The organism is Synergistes jonesii, from assembly GCF_000712295.1.
GTDB classification, from domain to species: Bacteria; Synergistota; Synergistia; order Synergistales; family Synergistaceae; genus Synergistes; species Synergistes jonesii.
The window spans coordinates 1-16625 of sequence record NZ_JMKI01000039.1 but is presented as its reverse complement, the minus strand read 5'-3'; the positions used below and the strand labels follow the sequence as shown (position 1 = coordinate 16625).

At 58.3% G+C, this 16625-nt stretch carries 12 protein-coding genes; all 12 read left to right on the top strand.

Features of this window, described 5'->3' with window-relative positions:
* Positions 1 to 219, top strand: a 219-nt coding sequence (locus tag EH55_RS14465) for a hypothetical protein (protein ID WP_037977624.1), incomplete at its 5' end; no start/stop codon positions are given.
* Positions 216 to 473 carry a hypothetical protein gene (locus tag EH55_RS10460; RefSeq protein WP_037973899.1) on the top strand — a complete coding sequence of 86 codons (258 nt, stop codon included), beginning with the start codon at positions 216 to 218 and terminating at the stop codon, positions 471 to 473. The genes EH55_RS14465 and EH55_RS10460, both read left to right, overlap by 4 nt.
* Positions 474 to 688: 215 nt before the next feature.
* Complete coding sequence (locus EH55_RS10455; protein WP_160170746.1) at positions 689 to 1135, top strand: hypothetical protein; 447 nt, start codon at positions 689 to 691, stop codon at positions 1133 to 1135.
* A gap of 2 nt (positions 1136 to 1137) precedes the next feature.
* Entirely contained in the window at positions 1138 to 1611 is a 474-nt protein-coding gene (locus EH55_RS10450) for a hypothetical protein (RefSeq protein ID WP_037977620.1), read from the top strand.
* A complete protein-coding gene (locus EH55_RS10445; RefSeq protein ID WP_037977619.1) occupies positions 1593 to 2195 on the top strand; it encodes a virion core protein, T7 gp14 family in 603 nt (200 codons plus the stop codon). Before EH55_RS10450 ends, EH55_RS10445 begins: the two co-directional genes overlap by 19 nt.
* A gap of 33 nt (positions 2196 to 2228) precedes the next feature.
* Positions 2229 to 4121: a hypothetical protein gene (locus EH55_RS10440; protein WP_037977618.1), complete on the top strand. Its 1893-nt coding sequence runs from the start codon at positions 2229 to 2231 to the stop codon at positions 4119 to 4121.
* A gap of 103 nt (positions 4122 to 4224) precedes the next feature.
* On the top strand, positions 4225 to 10917 hold the full coding sequence (locus EH55_RS10435; protein WP_037977617.1) for an LPD3 domain-containing protein: 6693 nt from the start codon (positions 4225 to 4227) through the stop codon (positions 10915 to 10917).
* 136 nt (positions 10918 to 11053) lie between these two features.
* On the top strand, positions 11054 to 11320 hold the full coding sequence (locus EH55_RS10430; RefSeq protein ID WP_037977616.1) for a type II toxin-antitoxin system RelB/DinJ family antitoxin: 267 nt from the start codon (positions 11054 to 11056) through the stop codon (positions 11318 to 11320).
* Complete coding sequence (locus tag EH55_RS10425) at positions 11317 to 11592, top strand: type II toxin-antitoxin system RelE/ParE family toxin (RefSeq protein WP_037977615.1); 276 nt, start codon at positions 11317 to 11319, stop codon at positions 11590 to 11592. Before EH55_RS10430 ends, EH55_RS10425 begins: the two co-directional genes overlap by 4 nt.
* 649 nt (positions 11593 to 12241) lie before the next feature.
* Positions 12242 to 13342, top strand: coding sequence for an FAD:protein FMN transferase (locus tag EH55_RS10420; protein WP_037977612.1), 1101 nt, complete (start codon positions 12242 to 12244; stop codon positions 13340 to 13342).
* A gap of 110 nt (positions 13343 to 13452) precedes the next feature.
* Positions 13453 to 15639 carry a right-handed parallel beta-helix repeat-containing protein gene (locus tag EH55_RS10415; RefSeq protein ID WP_037977610.1) on the top strand — a complete coding sequence of 729 codons (2187 nt, stop codon included), beginning with the start codon at positions 13453 to 13455 and terminating at the stop codon, positions 15637 to 15639.
* A 221-nt stretch (positions 15640 to 15860) separates the two neighbouring features.
* The coding region (locus tag EH55_RS10410) for an IS256 family transposase (RefSeq protein ID WP_037977607.1) at positions 15861 to 16625 on the top strand (765 nt) is incomplete at its 3' end.

Below are 16625 nucleotides of genomic sequence, written 5' to 3'. Positions count from 1 at the left end.
CGCTTCATCGTCGGCCATGTTTCGGACGTCACGCTCGGGGCGGCCGTCTATCTGGGGCTGTGCGAGTTAGGCGTGGGCGAGGCCGGGAGGCTGGCGGCGGTCTATGTCGCCGTCTCGGCCGGACGGCCGTGGGTAAGGCGCGTGATCGACGGGAGGCTGGGGCTGGACGACAAAGCCTGCAAGGGCTGTAAGGACGAAGGAAAGAGGGGCGTCGAATGAACAGGGTTTTTGTTTATCTGAACGGATTGCCGTGGACTAAGCCGATCGCGATTCTGACGTGGGCGGTGAATCTGCTGGTTTTCGTCGCCGCTTGGCTGTTTACGAAAGATATTCCCCCGAACGCCAAGGAGCTGGGCATTTATTTCGGCGGGGTCGTCTTCGCGGCGGCGGCCGGCAAGTCGGGCTATGAAGCCGTGCGAAGGCCGGCGCGCCCTAAAAGACGCGCGGACGATGAAAATGAGGGCGGTCTCTGACGGCCGGCGCCGGTGGGCGCTGCTCGCGGCGGCGGTTTTGCTGGCGGCCGCCGGGTGGTATCTGTGGCGGTGGGGGCAGGCGCGGATCTACGGCGTAGACGGAACGACGCGGCCGCCTGTGGAGACGGCCGCCGTTGACGACGCCGCCGAAAGGCTGAAAAGCGTTATTGAGAAGGCCCAAAGTGAGAGAAATAGATTGCCGGAGGTGGTTGAAAGTGCGAAAAATGTTATTAGGCGCGATGTCGGCCGGCTTGATGATTCTGACGTCGCTGTCCGCTGGAACGACCTGCTGGGGCGATACAGGGAAGATAGAACTGCGGCCGAAGGGATATCTGCTGACAGATGAGGCGTATGTCGTTCCGCTCGCCGACGGGCGCGACACTGTGGAGATGCTGGAGTCTCAGGCGGCGGAGATAGGAGCTCTCAGGAGGTATGTATCTTCACAGGACAGGATAGTCGATACCGTCAGCGCCGACATTGCGGCCCTGGAGGCCGCCAGGATGCGGGAGCGCGAAGCGTGGGCGCGCAGCGTGGAAAAGCTGCAGCGGAAAAATAAGAAGCTCCGGTCGCCGTGGTCGGTCGGGCTGTTCGCCGGGTACGACGCGATCCATCAAGAAGCGTGCGTCGGCGCCGGGCTGGTTTTTTCGTTCTGGCGGTTTTAGCCGTGATTTATCTCTTACGCGCGACGCGCCACCATTGTATGGAGACGATCGACGATATGCGCGAAGCGGACCGGCGGGAGCTGGAGGCGGCGGAGGGCGACGTAAAGATGGCGGTGCTGCGCGGCTGGCTGGGCTCTTCGTACTGTTTCGCAGCGCGCGACGGGCGCGGGCGGACGCTGGGGCTCTTCGGGGTTTTCCGCGAGGACGCGCACTGGTGGTGTCCCTGGCTGATCGGGACGTCGGCGCTGGATGAGTGCAGGCGCGATTTCGTCAGGCTGTCGGCGGCGCTTTTCCCGCGGCTGCTTAAGCGTTTCCCGAATATGCGCAATTATGTGGACGCAAGAAACGAAAGAAGCGTCCGCTGGCTTAAGCGGCTTGGGTTTCAATTTGGCGCCACGGAGCCTTACGGCGTTGCGGGGCTGCCTTTTTACAGGTTTTGGATAGGGGGCGAAGAGGAGTGTGTAATCCGGTTGTAGCGGCCGTCGCGTCCGTGGCCGGCACGCTCTACTCCGGCGTTTCGCAGATGCAGGCAGCGCGGGAGCAGGCCGCCGCCGCGAGGATGCAGAGCGAGTATCAGGCCCGGGCGCTTGAATTCAACGCAGAGCAGGCGCGCGGCGAGGCTGAGGCGGTGTCGAAGCAGGGGGCCTCCGAACAGGAGGCTCTCGCCCGCAAGCAGCGCGCGGTGGCGGCTTCCGGACGCGCGGCGGCCGGGGCTTCGGGGCTGCTGGTGGATTCCGGCACGGCGGCCGCCGTCGAGGAGGCTACGGAGCTGGAAGCGGAGCGCGACCGCGACGTGCTGCGGCAGAATTATCAGCGGCAGCGCTTCGGGCTCATCAATCAGGCGGTGGGGCTCGAGCATCAGGCGGAAGGCACGCGCCGGGGCGGCGAGGCTTACGCCTCCGCAGTGGAGAACGCCGGACGCGCGGCTTTGACGGGCTCTCTTCTGACTTCGGCCGGCGCGGTGGCCGCCAAGTGGGACGATATGGCGGTCGGAAGGAAGAAGCCCGCGGCCGCCACGGCGCACAGAAGTTTTTATAAGGGCTTCTGGGGGCTGAATTAGCTCTGGGAAAGCGCGCGGGGAGGGGTTAGAACAATGAAGATTCGAGGGAGAGAAAGTCTGCCCGAGGTGCGGGACGCGGGGCCGGTCGCGGTGAGGCGCGATTTAAACGACCCGGCGGCCTCCGCGATGGCCGCGGCCGCGGGGTATTCTTCCAAGGCGGGACAATATGTCGCGCAGGGCGCACGGGATCTGGCGACCGGCATCGAGAAGATGGCGCGCGACAGGGCGGAGGCAGGGGCGCTGACCGCTTACAACGATTACGTAAGCCGCAGCTCGCGGCTGCTTTACGACCCGAATACGGGGCTGATGCACGCGAAGGGCGCGGGGGCCGAAGGGCTTTCCGGCAGGGTGTATCAGGCGCACAAGGCGTTGAAGGATGAGATCATGAGCGCGCTGCCGGCGGGACAGCGAAGGCTTTTTATGGAGCGCACGGCCTCGTACGACCGCGGCGTCGGCTCCGCCTGCATGAAGCTGGAGGGGGAGCAGATGTCCCTCTACAAGCAGGAGGAGGCCGAGCGGACGCTCAAGACGATCTATACGGCGGCCGCCCTGAACCCCGACGGCTTTTCCATGGAGGCGCAGGAGGACGCCTTCAGGGAGATAACTATCGCCAGGTACGGCGACCAGGGGCCGGAGGCGAATCTCAAGAATTCCGCGCTGGTGCGCTCGGAGTTTTTTATAGGCATGATACAGCAGGCGGCGCAGAACGACCCGACGCGCGCCGAGGCGCTGGTGAAGGAGTACGGGGGCTATATCGAGCCCGCCGACGCCCAGAAGCTGAAGGGCGCCGTTGAAAAAGCCGCCCTGCCGGTTAAGGCGCAGGCGGAGGCGCAGAGGCTGCTTGAGAAGTACGGCGCGGACGGGCTGGCAAGCGCTTTGGCCGACGTGCGCGGCGCGCACGAAGGGAAGGAAGAGGACGTCTATCTCGGCTATGTGAATTCGCTTTTCGCCGACGCGAAGCAGGAGCGGGAGGCCGAACTTGACGCCGCAAAAGTAGAAGTACTGAAGCTTCTATACGGCGGCGGTTCGCACGGCAGGGTGTCCGGGCTTATCTCCTCGTATTCGGAGAAATTCAAAAAATACGGCGCTCGCGGCGAAGCGTGGGCCCTATCCCTTAAAGTGGACAACGACCGCGTGCACGGAAGCGGCATATTCGCCCCCAAGCCGAAAGAGGCGTTCGTCCGGGCGCCTCTTACCAGGGCGGAGGCCGTCCGCCAGCTCGTCCATTTCAACCCCGATTTCGCCGCTCTGCCGAAGGACGAGCAGGAACGGCTGATACGCAGGCGGCTCGGCGTCAGCGAGGAGCAGCACGACGCCTATTTCGCGCAGCTGGGGGACGCGAAGCTCAGAGGCATGTCGAATGAGGATGTGAAAAGGGCGGCCGCTATGGGATATATTTCTTACGAAGAGGCCGATAAAATAATTGAATACGAAAAGAAGATATCCCCCGGCAATAAGGACTACTTGAAGACTAAAGAGAAGAATATCGAGATATTTTTGAAAAATCACGGAGGCGGCGTCTTCGGAGGGGCTCAAAATCCGGACAGGAACATGGCGGTTTTTTATTTCCGGGAAGAGTGCAGAAAGATAGACCCAGCCGCTCCGGATTTTTATAAGCAGGCAGACGAGGCCGGACGGCGGGCGATGCTCAGGGCCATCGAGGAAAAGCACGCTTCGGGCGTGCCTTTGATCGATGGTTATATATGGAAAAGCGACACAGAGCTCGGGAAGCTGAAAAAGGCCGTCGAGGGCGTCGAGAGCATGGGCGCGGCAAGAGACGTCCCGCCGCGTCCGTGGGAAACTCCGAGCGGACGGGCCGGCGGCGAAGCAGCCGTTCAAGAGGAGGCGGAGGAACTTGACGAGGTATTGGAGCTGAACGCCGATGACGCAGCCGCTACGAAGAGGTCGGGCGGCCCTTCGCGATAGGCGTCCGGCCGTCCGCGCGGCTATCCGTAATGGCTGCGGCGCTGGACTATGCATTAAATTATACGGCCGCCTTATGGGCGGCTTTTTGTCGGGAGGTTTTTTTATGAGCGAGGCACTTTCCACACCGGCGCAAGGTTCGGACTTTTTCCCAAGACGCGATTCGGTCTATTTTCCACAACGCGGGGGGGCGGGGCTGGAGGCCGACGATTATCTATTTCTATCCTACCCAAATAAGAAAGAGGCGATAACGAGGGCCCGCGTCAAGGGTTATTCCGACGAAGCCATTCTTAAGCGGCTGGTGTTGTACGAGCGAGATCTGCTGCTGCGTAAACAGCCGGCGGAGGTCAATTCTTCGTTCGGGCGCACGAACGACACCGAAAAGAGACGCAGGGCCTTTATCCAAGAGAACCGCATCGGCGCGATCTCGAAGGTGACGCGGCTTGATCCTAAAGAGGTCTCTATCCGCATCAAGGAGGCCGAGGCGGTGGGCGTGAATCCCGAAGCTTTTTTCGCCGACGAGGATTTTTACCGCCTGGCGAAGTCGAGCGGCGTGATCGGGGAACGTATGGGGGCCATAGACAGCATAAAGGCCGGGGTGCGCCTCGGCAACCTCGAAAAAGAGTATTCCGAGCTTTACGTCAGGAATCTTTTCGCCCCGGACAAAGGAACGGAAGAACGTCTCAACGAACTTCGCGGCGAAATGTCCAAGCTCAATAATCACGCCTACGACCCCTTTATAAACAAGGGGCTGCGCGGCGCGGCGCAAAACGCAACCAGGTGGGTTTCCAACAAGGACCTTATGGCCATGGGGCTCGGCGCGGCGGCCGGAGGCGGTTTGGTCCTGGCCCAGGCTCCCATGCTGTCCGCAATGGGCATAGAGGCGTCGGCCGGCATGGCGGCCAAGTCGGCGCTCGCCACAGGCGTCGCCGCAGGAAAGGCCTCTTTTTTCACTCGTATGTACCTGATGGAGAGCGCGGGGCTCCATGAAGAGCTGAAGGCCGCCGAGGTGCCCGATTCGATCGCAGTACCGGCCGCCGCTATATACGGCGGCATAGCGGCCGCTATTGAATCAGGTCAGGCGATAGCGGCTATGACTCCCGTAGGCCTTGTCGGAGGGGGGCTTTTAAAGAAGTTCTACGGCGCCGGCAAGGATAAGATAAAGTCCCTGGTGGTGGGGTTGGCGGCCAACCCTAAGGTCGCCGGGCTTATGGAGACGGAGCTCACAAGGGCGGCTAAGTCGTTTACCGTAAAATCCGCCGCCAAACAGGGAGGGCTCTCTTACGCCAAGAAGGTCGGCTTCGAGACTCTCGAAGAGATGCATCAGAGGGCCTGGGAAATTTTGATCGGCGAGGCCGCCAAGATGATAAACGACCCGCAATACAAGCATATGACGATATCGGAGGCCGTAGACGACGTCGCGCGCACGGGGCTCGAAGCGCTGCCTACAATGGTATTTCTGCCGCTGCCAGGGGAGGCCGTCGGGACGGCCCGAAATATGAACGCCGCAAGAAGATTCCAGAATACGGCCGCCGTAAGAAGGGCGAAGTCGGCGGACGGCAGAGTCACGGAGGGCGGAAATCCAGCTGCGGAGAAAGACCTTGTGTTTCTCGGGCAGGACGCGGTCGACGCTTTCTTTCAGGAAAATCCGGATGTCGCGGAAAAGGTCTCGGCTGCGCTCGGAATTACCGAAGGAAGCGTCATCGACGAGCTCGGTGAAGTCGCCGTCAAGAAGGAAGACTATGAAAAGGCCGCGGCGGAATATCCCGATTTTTCGAAATCCATCGCCATGGACGTCCGCGAAGGCGCCGCCGGCGTGACGCCGCGCGAGGCGGCGGAGAAAATAAGGGCGAAGCTGAGCGATCCGCTCGAAGGGGACGACGATTACGCGAAAGAAGCGGTTGAAATCCGGCGATCCCTCATTTCCGAGCTGTCCGCGGCCGGGCAGGACGACGAACTTGGCGAGGCAAACGCTGATCTTTACAGCCGTTATCTTTACACGTTGGGGAAGCGGTTGGGCGTGAGCCCGAAAGAGCTCCACAGACTGAGCGTGGAGAAGGCGGAAGATGGAGGGGCGATACCGCTTTATAATCAGCCCGTCCCGCAAGCGGATACGGTTCGCACGGAGGCTTTCAAAGCGTGGTTCGGAGACTGGGAGAATGACACGGAAAACGCCAGCCGTATTTTGGACTCAAACGGCGAGCCGCTGGCGGCCTATCGTGGAGACGCGGCCGGCATGACGTCTTTCGGCAGCGCGCAGGGAAATTATTTCATTTCAGATAAGGATACAGCCGAAGGCTATGCTGGAAAGAAGGGCTCTTTATATCCAGTGTATCTTAATATCCGCAACCCGTTCGTTTTTTCCGAGGAGAATGTCGCCTCTTTAAAGGAGGCTCTTTCCGCCCGTTTCGACGACTGGTTCGATATGGACGACTCGGAGCTGGCACACGACGGAGATTTCCAACGGCTCAGGGAGCTGTATGCGGCTTTCAGGAACGACGAGGGCTCAGTCGTGAGGGATTTATATAACGACTTCCTGCCGCAGATGGACGAGTCGATGGACGACGAGGAGGCCCGCGACCTAATGGGGCGTTCGCTCCACGATTTTTATGCGTTTGAGGCGCGCCAGCTTGATTTCAGGGATATGGATATTCTGAATCCATATTTGAGGATGCTGGGCTTCGACGGGGTGATCAGGCCTTACGATCCGCTGGCCACCGACGGCGGAAAATCGGAATATATCACCTTCAGCCCGGAACAGGTCAAGTCCGTGGAAAATACGGGGACGTTCGACGCGAATAACGAGAATATTTTTTATCAGCCTATAAATGAAGGCGTGGACGTCAATGAAATTGTCCGCGGCGTCGTTGTTCGGCCGAAGCTGTCTTTCGAAGAGGCGAAACAGGTAAAGGGAAATAGGGGGAAGAAGGCTTTCGCGAAGGGGCTGACTGGCGTGTACCGAAATGAGGATACGGGCTGGGATATATCCCTTTCGGTGGGGAATGTTTCCCATGCGGTGAACAGCGCGCTGACGGGCCCATTCGATTTTGAAAGGATGATCAATGTCCTTGAAGGGCTGCCGGAAATCATAAGAAGAGCCAAACTGATAGAAACCCACAAGGATAGGCACAAAGACAGTCAGGTAAAGAATATCCACAGAATGTACACTTCTGTGCGGCTCGTAGAGGATGCGTCTCCTACTTACACTGTCAAGCTGACCGTTAAAGAGATGGATGACGGGTATGCGGCGGAAGTTGAAGGTATATACCGCGCGTATGACGCAAAGGTAGAAAAAGAAGAAGCATCCGACGTCAAACGCGGACTGCTTCCTCATGATGAGGCTCCGATCCGCAACACGCCGGATACTTACGAGATAACTATAGGTGAAATGCTGTCAGGCGTCAAGGATAATGACGGAAATGTGTATCTTCAGCACGGCAAAGGCGCCCGCGGCGGGATCACCTTCAACCGCAAGACGGGGGAAGCGCTCGTCACTCTCTTCCGTACGGCGGACAGGAGCACATTTATCCACGAGATGGGGCATCTCATTCTTGAGGACCTTATCCGGTACGGCTACAACGCCGATCCCGATACGGAGATAAGCCGCGACTTGAGGACGGTCCTCGACTATCTCGGCATATCGAATATGGACCTTTCCGACCTCGGCAATCTAAACGACGAGCAGAAGGCCCGTTTCACCGAGGCCCATGAAAAGTGGGCCCGCGCCATGGAACTCTACGTAATGGACGGAGAGGCCCCGTCAAAGGCACTGCGCCCGGTCTTTCAGAAAATGCGCATGTGGCTGCTGGATATATATACAAACGCCAAGTTCGCCGGAGAGGAGCTGACGCCGGAGGTGCAGGACGTATTCGACAGGCTGCTGTCGACGCCTCAGGAGATAGACGAAGTCTATGCCTCCGAGACGACCGTCGGGGAATTGATCCGGGAGAACGAGCTGCTTAAGGAAAGACTGGACGCCTTGGAGAAAGAGGCGAAGCAGGAGGCGAAGAATAAGTTTCGTCTCGGCGAGGCGCTGGGCTATGACAGGGGCAAGAGCGAGGGAGAGCGGAACGCGCGATTCAAGCGCCCCGGGTTCGACTACAGGACGAAGAGCAGACGGGAGGCTATGTTCGAACGGTTCGAAAAAAGAAGGGCTTTGCTCAAGGACGTAGAAAATCTGCTTGAGACTATAAATCGCGACGTCAACGACGAAGAGGTCATTTGGTCGACGCAGCAGGAGATGCTGAAAAAGCTTACGGAAGCCCGCCAGATAGTCGACCTGAACGATACGGAGCTGGATAAGAAACGCCCGAACCGCCGGAGGCGCAAGTCGAAATTCGTCGCCGTCTACCCCACTCAGAAGATGAAGATGGCGGCCTCCCTCATGGAGGCTATAAAGAAGGATTTGGGCTTCGACTACAAAGACATAAATCCGTCCGACGCCCCCTTCGTGAAGCTGATCGAAAAGCTGGATGCCGCCGGCATGACGTTGAACGACCTGCGGCTTTCAGACGCCAAGCTTTCGGAGATAGCGGAGCTGGCCAAGGAGATAGGCGAGATACACGCCCGCGGCAGGAGGGAGTACAAGGTATGGCGGGCCGGCATCGTCGAGCGCCGCCAGACCGTGAACTCGGAGCTTATCTCGGCGCTTGAGAAAACGAGGGGCAGAAGGAAACGCGGCCCTGTGGCGAGGTCGTCCAACCTGTCGAAACAATATGACGGCGTCGCCGGAAAAGCGGAAAAGTTGAAAGACTGGACTTACGCCAACACGCTCGGCGCCATACGTTTGTTCGACTGGATAGGGCACGGTCTGGGAAAATTCGACAGCGCCTTCTCGAAGTATTGCGTGGACGAGGTGAACGCGGCCTACGACGAGAAGCTGACGCGCCTCCACGAACGTCACGCCGCGATGAACGCCAAAATGAAGGAGCTGGGGATAACCCTCCACGCCCTGAGTAAAGAGCGCGTCGTCGGCGGATATAAGTACAGCGTCGACCAGCTTCTTTCAATCTATACTGCGATGCAGAATGAGAAATCGCGTCAGGCCCTTGTTTTTGGAAACATGAGGGATCTGATACCCGACTCATGGTTTTTAGACAACGCGAAGAAGCACGACGGGCAGCTTCCGGCCGAGGCGCTGGCGCACATAGGAGAGTGCGCGAAGGCGCTGACGCCGCAGGAAAGGGAGCTGGCGGACTATGTGATTCAGGAGTACGACTCCCATTACGAAAGGCTGAACGATATTTTTATCGCGAATTTCAACCGGGGCATGATAAGAGAGGAGAGATACACCCCTATGCGCCGGTTGGAGTACACTTCCAAACACGGGCTCGTCGACGCAGGCGAGGAGGCGTACGCCAAGGGCGTCGCGGCGCAGGCCGGAGCTCGGAAGGCCGGACTTGAAATGGGCTTTTTGAATCCGCGGGTGATCCCCGGCAAAGAAATAAGCGAGAAACATCAAGCCCCCGTTGAGCTCGGACTGCTGTCGATATGGAACGAGCAGATCGACGCCATGGAGCACACGGCCGCCTTCGCGCGGATCGGGCCCGACCTTCATGCGGTGTTCACGGAGAACTTTGAGGACGCCGTGGGACGTTCGTACAATATTCCCAAGCTCATCCGCGAGAAGTTCGGATCGGGCGCGTGGAAGGCGGTAGAGGATTATATCAACCTCGTAAATCAGGATTCGCTCACGGCGGGCAAGAACGTGTTCGACCGCGCCGCCAACGCCATGGGCAAGAATATGGCTTACACGTATCTTGCGGCGAACGTCGGCACGGTATTGAAGCAGACGACTTCGATCCCGCGCTTTTTGATCACCGCCGGGCCGGCGCAGGTCGGATGCGCGATCGGCGAGTATATGCTAAACCCCGGGCGCTTCCTCGAAGAGGTGTACGCCCTCGACCCGCAGATGCGAAACCGCGTCCCGAACGCCTTTTTCAGCATAAATCAGTACGACCCGACGCTTATGGGCGACATGCGGTACGGATACAAAAAGACTATGGACGCGCTCATCGCCCCTGTCTCATATATGGACAGGGCGGTGGCGGCTATAGGCTGGAAGGCGACTTACAACTCGAACATAAAGCGGGGACTTTCGCACGACCAGGCCGTGCGCGCAGCACAGCGCGCCGTGCTGCTCACGCAGCAGGCCCCGATGATAAAGGACGCCCCGATGATATGGAGGCAGAGCGGACTCGCGAGGCTGCTGATGATTTTTACTTCAGACGCCGCCCCTGTGCTCGGAATGACCGTCTACGACCTGGCACAGTCCATAAAGCGCGGCGATCATCCGGCGTCGCTCTGCAACGTGGTGGCCCTTATGACGAGCGCCGTGTTGATGAAGGCGCTCGTAGACGGTATGCCAGACGACGACGATGATGAAAGCTGGGGCGAGTGGGTGCTGTCCGCCTTTTCAAGGCAGGCCTTAGAGTCAATTCCGCTGGTGGGAAAAGAACTGATGTCGTTCTGGGAGTCTTTCAGCGGCAGCGGGTATAAGGGCACGACGTATTCCGCCTTTGTGGCCCCCTTGTCGAAGCTGGCGCGCGGCTACGACGACATGACTGCCGAAGATGCGGACGAAGTCAGCCCGTACACGGGGATGTCGAAGTTTGAGCGCGGCGCCTGGAACGCGATCGAGGGCATATCGCTGCTGACCACCCCGTTGCCGGTCGTAGGTGCAAGGAGGCTGTATCAGGCCACGCAAAGCGCCGCCGACGGCGATCTCCTCCGCGCCCTGCAAACCATAATAGGGCAGAGGAAGAAAATAAAAAGATACGTAACGCCGCCGGTGTTTTGAGAAGGAAAGGCCGAAACCGTGGCTGGGAGTATTTTTAGGCGGGCGGGGGGTGGAGTGAAAAAAAGTGATGTGAAATTATGGCTTTTGTTTGGATTATGTGTTATACTGTCAATACATTGTATTGGAGGTGCATAACATGGGCCAAACTACTTTGAGCGTCCGTATGGACAGCGAGGTGAAGAAGGAGTTCGACGCTTTTTGCGCGGAGGCGGGGATGAATTCTTCTGTTGCTATAAATCTGTTTGCGCGCAAGGTGGTGCGCGAATGGCGTATTCCGTTCGAGATTTCCGCCCCCAGGCCGAACGCCGAGACTAAGGCGGCGATGGATGAACTTTTATCGGGCGGCGGCACTCGCTGCAAGGATATTGCCGAGATGTACAAGAGCATGGGCATCGAACGATGAGGGAGATCGTCTATTCTTCGAGGTATAAGCGAGATTTGAAGCGGATGATCCGGCGCGGCGCGAATCTCGCCCTTCACGACGAGGCCCTTGCGCTGCTCGTTGCCGACGCTCCGCTGCCTGAGAGGTATAGGGACCACGCACTCGTCGGAGAGTGGAAGGGTTTTCGGGAGCTGCATATACGCCCCGACTGGCTGCTTGTTTACGCGAAAGAGGGGGATATGCTTTTGCTTTTAGCGGCTGCAGGGTCGCATGCGGATGTTTTCGAGTTATGACGAAGGGAGGCTTTTGAGCCCCTCTTTTTTATAGCATTTTACGAAATCGCCGTCCTTAGGGCGGCTTTTTTAAGGAAAGACGAAAAGGGGAAAAAATGCTATATAGTGCTGGCCTTTGACGCTATCAAAAGCACTACACACATTTATTTATGTGATGGAAATGTTGGTATTTCAGCATGGTTTGATTTTATGCGGTGTCCCGCGTCTCCACCAAATGTTAGTTCGGACATTCCGAACTTAAAATAGAAAAAGACTGTTGCGTTGAGCAAAATATGTGCTCGGCAACAGTCTTTTTTTGCGCCAAGCCTCTACTCTGTCCCCTTTTATCACCCATCCGCGGGGAAGGCGCAAACGGTCATGCGGCTTCCTCTATACCTGTATCTTTTTCGTTCTGAGACGGCACGCGTATTTTACGGCGCCCTGCGCATCGAGGAGGCCGTGTTGACCACTAAGAAAAGATATGTTATAAATAATTTTGTTAGCATATGCTAACTCATATATTTATCGTCGCTTGGCGGAAGGAGGCAACTTCAATGAAATATGGGCACATCCCTTCGGATCGCGGAGCGGCTTTTGTCTCGTTCTTGTTTGTCTCGCTTGCTCTGCGTCCGCGGCGGACATATATCCGTGAAGGAGCTTTTAGCGCCAGATGAGAAAGACCGCGCTCATTCTTTCAACTGTGCTGCTTGCGCTCGCCGGCGCGTTTCTCCTTTTCCGCGCGGAGCGAAACGGCGCATATACGAAGTTTTCCGTGGATTTTTTTGACCTATTCGATACGCACGTCTCTTTCAGCGCCTACACAAGGGATGAGGAGAGCTTCCGCCGATACGCGGCGGCGGTGCACAGCGAAATGGAGCGGCTGCACCGCTATTTCGACATATACGACAGCTACGGAAGGCTCGCTAACTTAAAGACCGTCAACGACAACGCCGGAACGGCGGCTGTAGCCGTGGCGCCTGAAATAATCGAGCTGCTGGACGCGGCCGCCCGCGGTTATAAGATGACCGGCGGGGCAGTGGACATATCCAAGGGCTCTTTATACGCCGTCTGGCACGATCGCCGCGAAAGGGCTTTGAACGGCGCCATGCCGCGCGAAGATACCAAGTCCCGCGGGGGAAACGGTTCCGCAGCGCTTCTGCCGTCCGCCGAAGAGCTGCGCAGTGCGGACGCTTTTTCGATGGACGATATCGTCGTCGACCGCGAGGCGAGTACGGTCTTTCTGCGCAAAAAAGGCATGCGCCTCGACGTCGGGGCGGTCGCCAAGGGCTTCGCCGCTCAAAGGGCTGTCGAGAAAGCCCACGCTCTGGGGCTTACGAGCGGCATCTTGAACGCAGGCGGCAATGTCTGCGTCATCGGCGCGCCGAAGGACGGAAGAGCGAGCTGGAAGGTGGGCGTCCGCGGGCAGCAGGAGGACGGAGGCTTCATTGACATCGTGGATGTAGCAGACTGCTCAGTCGTCACGAGTGGGGACGACCAGCGCTATTTCACAGCAGGCGGAGAGAAGTTCCACCACATTATCGACCCGTGGACTCGATACCCCGCTAAGCACGTGCGCAGCGTCACTGTCGTGCACCCCAACTCAGAGACGGCAGACATCCTCTCCACCGCGGCCTTCGTCCTGCCGCCGGAGTCGGCGCGGCGTATCATCGAGCAAAACGGGGCGGAGGCGATGTGGGTATTCCATGACGGCAGAAGGGAGGCGACGGCGGGCTATGTGAAGATATCCGAATCGGCGAAGCAAAAGAGATAGCGACGACATACTGGCGACACCACCTTCGCGCGGGGAACTGTAAAAGGCGACGAAGGAAAGGCGGGGCTTGATTCCCCATATATGGTAGTAAAGTCAAGGAGGCTCAGAACATGCGAAAAACAATATACTCGCTCACGGCTCTCTGCGCGATGGCGTTTGCACTTTCGTGCGCGGGCTGCGCTCAGGCGGGCACCGTTTACGTAAAAAGCTATCAGGAGTTGCTCGACGCCGTGGCGTCGGCAAACGCCGACAGCTCGGGAGCCGGGACGGAGATCGTCCTCACGGAGGATCTTGAGGTTACAAAGGGAGGCGTGCCGGGGCTGAAGGAAAATACCGATGCGGTGACGGGGGCCACGATCGCGGTAAAAACCGGAAATCTCACCGTCAACGGAAACGGCAAGAGGATAAAGGCCCACGGCTACCCCACATTCAACATCGAGGGCGGAAGCAAGGAGGACGACTCCGACGCGCTGCGCGGTATCGTAATAAAAGACCTTACGATAGAGGGCGCGGGCTACCAGGCAAAGCCCGGCGGAGGGATGTTCTTCGAGAACCGCTCCTATGTTACGCTGGAGAATTGCCGTTTCCAAAACTGCACGGCGGCCAAGACAGGCGGCGGCGCGCTCTACGCCGGACCGCACCACAGTTCCGTGGGGCCGGTGGTGAAGATCATAGGCTGCTCATTTAGCGGCAACAGGACGGAGAGCGGAAGCGGCGCGGCCATCCTCGCGCAGTATGCACAGGTAGATATAATGAGCACCGAGTTCACAGGAAACGAAGCGTTGGTCGGCGGAGCCATCGCCCTCTACGGAGACGGCGCGAAACTGGCCGTTGACAGCGCCAGCCGCTTCGCGAACAACAGGGCCGCCAATACCGGAGGAGCGGTGGCTGTGCGCTACGGCTCAAACGGCGGCAGGTCGTACTCGTCGACGGAAAAGGTGGCGTGCAAGATAGACGCGTCCTTCAGCGGCAACCACGCAGCGGCAGGAGAAAACGACGTCAGCTTCGCCGTCTACTACCATCCGTCATTCACCGGAAAGCTCTCTATCGTGGGAGACGCCTCTTCGTATACCAAAGAGCTGAAAGAGAGCCGTCCCATAGTCGGAGGGAAGGCAGTCGAGCCGGTATTCTTCGAAGATATAGACCGTCTTACTCACCTTGCGCCGGAAAAAGTCCACAGGGCCGCGAGCTATCAAGATCTGAAAGAGATACTCGGATACTGCAAATACGACCCTGCGAGCGGCGGCTGGGAAAAAGACGATAGCGGACACGCCAAAATCACAGCAGGAAGGGCGCGTGCCGGAGACCTCGTCGTCATCACCGCCGACCTGAAGGCGGAAACCGACGCGGCCAACACCAGCAAGACGCCGCGTACCGACGCTGTGACGGGCGCCACGCTCTACGTGACGAAGGACGAGCTCAAGATATTCGGCAACGGCCATACGATAAACGGCGACGGATTCCCCGTCTTTGACATCGACGGCGGCGAAGGGGCGCTCTCGCTGGAGAGCGGCAACCTCACCATCAAAGAAGGCGCATACAACGCCAAGCTTGGCGGCGCGATCTTCGTCGAGGGCGACGCTACGCTGAGCGCTTTCAATATGACCTTCAAAAACTGCACGGCGGGCGGCGGCAGACCCGAGGCGCTGGCAGGAGGAGGCGGCGCCGTCTACCTCGACCCGCACGGAAAAGGCAAGCCCGCACTCAACGCGACAGACTGTCTCTTCGAGGGCAACAAAGCGGCGAACGGCGTCGGCGGCGCCGTATCGGCCATCAACGGCAGCGTGACGCTCTCAAACTGTACCTTCAAAGCGAACGAAGCGGCGCAGGGCGGTGCTATCGGCATGAAGGGGGAAGGCACGCTTACGCTGAACCGCTGCGAGCTCTCCTCCAACAGCTCCAGGTACGCTGGCGGGGCAGTAGACATCCACTACGGCAGAAGTTGGTATAAGAAGAGCGACGAACTCAACAAAGACTCAAGGATCACCGCAAAGATATCCAGATGCTCCTTCTCCGGCAACAGCGCGGGGATGGGCGAAGCAGCGGATATATCCTACAGCAGATACTACGACGATAAATTCCCCGACGACAACTCTCCCCACAGCAACTATCTGACGGCGGACGACGACGCGCTGGTAAAGGACCTCACATTCGCCGACATCTTCCGCACAAAGCTGAAGGGCGCCGACGGCACGGGAGGAGACAGCAGCAGCGGCTGCAACGCCGGCTTCCCGCCCTTGGCGCTGGCGGCGGCCTGCGCGGCCGCGGTCGCGGCGTGGATTAAAGAGCGCAGATAGCCTGACCTAAGCATTCGTACGTTAAAAAACCATGACAAGGGCCGTCCGAATCAGGACGGCCCTTGTCATGCGAATGCCGGCATATGGAGCGTTCACAGTTTAAAGACAGGCCTCTATTCGCCCATAGCGAGAGTATAACAAATTCTGTGTAAACTCCATAGAGAAGAAAGCAAGCCTCCTGGATTGGTGTTAAGATAAATTCAATCCAGGAGGATATTTTTATGGCAAGACAGAGAAAACTGACACCGGAAAGAAAAGCGCTTATTCAGAGTCTCCTTTCCCACTACAAACCGGAAGACGCCCAGGACGTACAGGCTATGCTGAGGGATCTTCTCGGAGATACGATCCAGCAGATGCTGGAAGCCGAGATGGATGACCATCTCGGTTACAGCAAATATGACTACAAGAACAAGCATACAGATGACAGCCGCAACGGCTACAGCCCTAAAACAGTCACCTCTTCGGCCGGAGATATCCCGATCGACGTCCCCAGAGACCGCAAGGGTGACTTCGAACCGCAGTCAGTCAAAAAGAACCAGACCGATATCTCAAATATAGAGGATCAGGTCCTGTCCATGTATGCAAAAGGCATGACGACCCGGGATATCTCGGCTCACCTGCAGTCTATCTACGGTGTGGATGCCTCTGCTGAAATGATTTCGCGAATGACGGATCGAATTCTGCCGATTGCCAAAGAATGGCAGAACCGGCCGCTGGCCAAAAAGTATGCAGTCGTCTTTATGGACGCCGTGCATTTCAATGTGAGGCAGGACGGCCGAACCGTCAAGAAAGCCGTTTATGTTGCTATTGGGACAAGACTGGACGGGCATCGTGAAGTCCTTGGCCTGTGGGTCGGCGGAAATGAGAGCGCCAAGTACTGGGTCGGTGTCCTTAACGAGATCCGTAATCGCGGCACCGAAGATATTTTCATTATCTCCGTCGACGGCCTGACAGGCTTTGCAGATGCGATAAGCGCCGTATTCCCA

Coding starts and splice junctions, on each gene's coding strand:
- EH55_RS10435 (WP_037977617.1), top strand. CDS start 4,225: ATGAGCGAGGCACTTTCCACACCGGCGCAAGGTTCGGACTTTTTCCCA.
- EH55_RS10420 (WP_037977612.1), top strand. CDS start 12,242: ATGAGAAAGACCGCGCTCATTCTTTCAACTGTGCTGCTTGCGCTCGCC.
- EH55_RS10415 (WP_037977610.1), top strand. CDS start 13,453: ATGCGAAAAACAATATACTCGCTCACGGCTCTCTGCGCGATGGCGTTT.
- EH55_RS10440 (WP_037977618.1), top strand. CDS start 2,229: ATGAAGATTCGAGGGAGAGAAAGTCTGCCCGAGGTGCGGGACGCGGGG.
- EH55_RS10425 (WP_037977615.1), top strand. CDS start 11,317: ATGAGGGAGATCGTCTATTCTTCGAGGTATAAGCGAGATTTGAAGCGG.
- EH55_RS10430 (WP_037977616.1), top strand. CDS start 11,054: ATGGGCCAAACTACTTTGAGCGTCCGTATGGACAGCGAGGTGAAGAAG.
- EH55_RS10460 (WP_037973899.1), top strand. CDS start 216: ATGAACAGGGTTTTTGTTTATCTGAACGGATTGCCGTGGACTAAGCCG.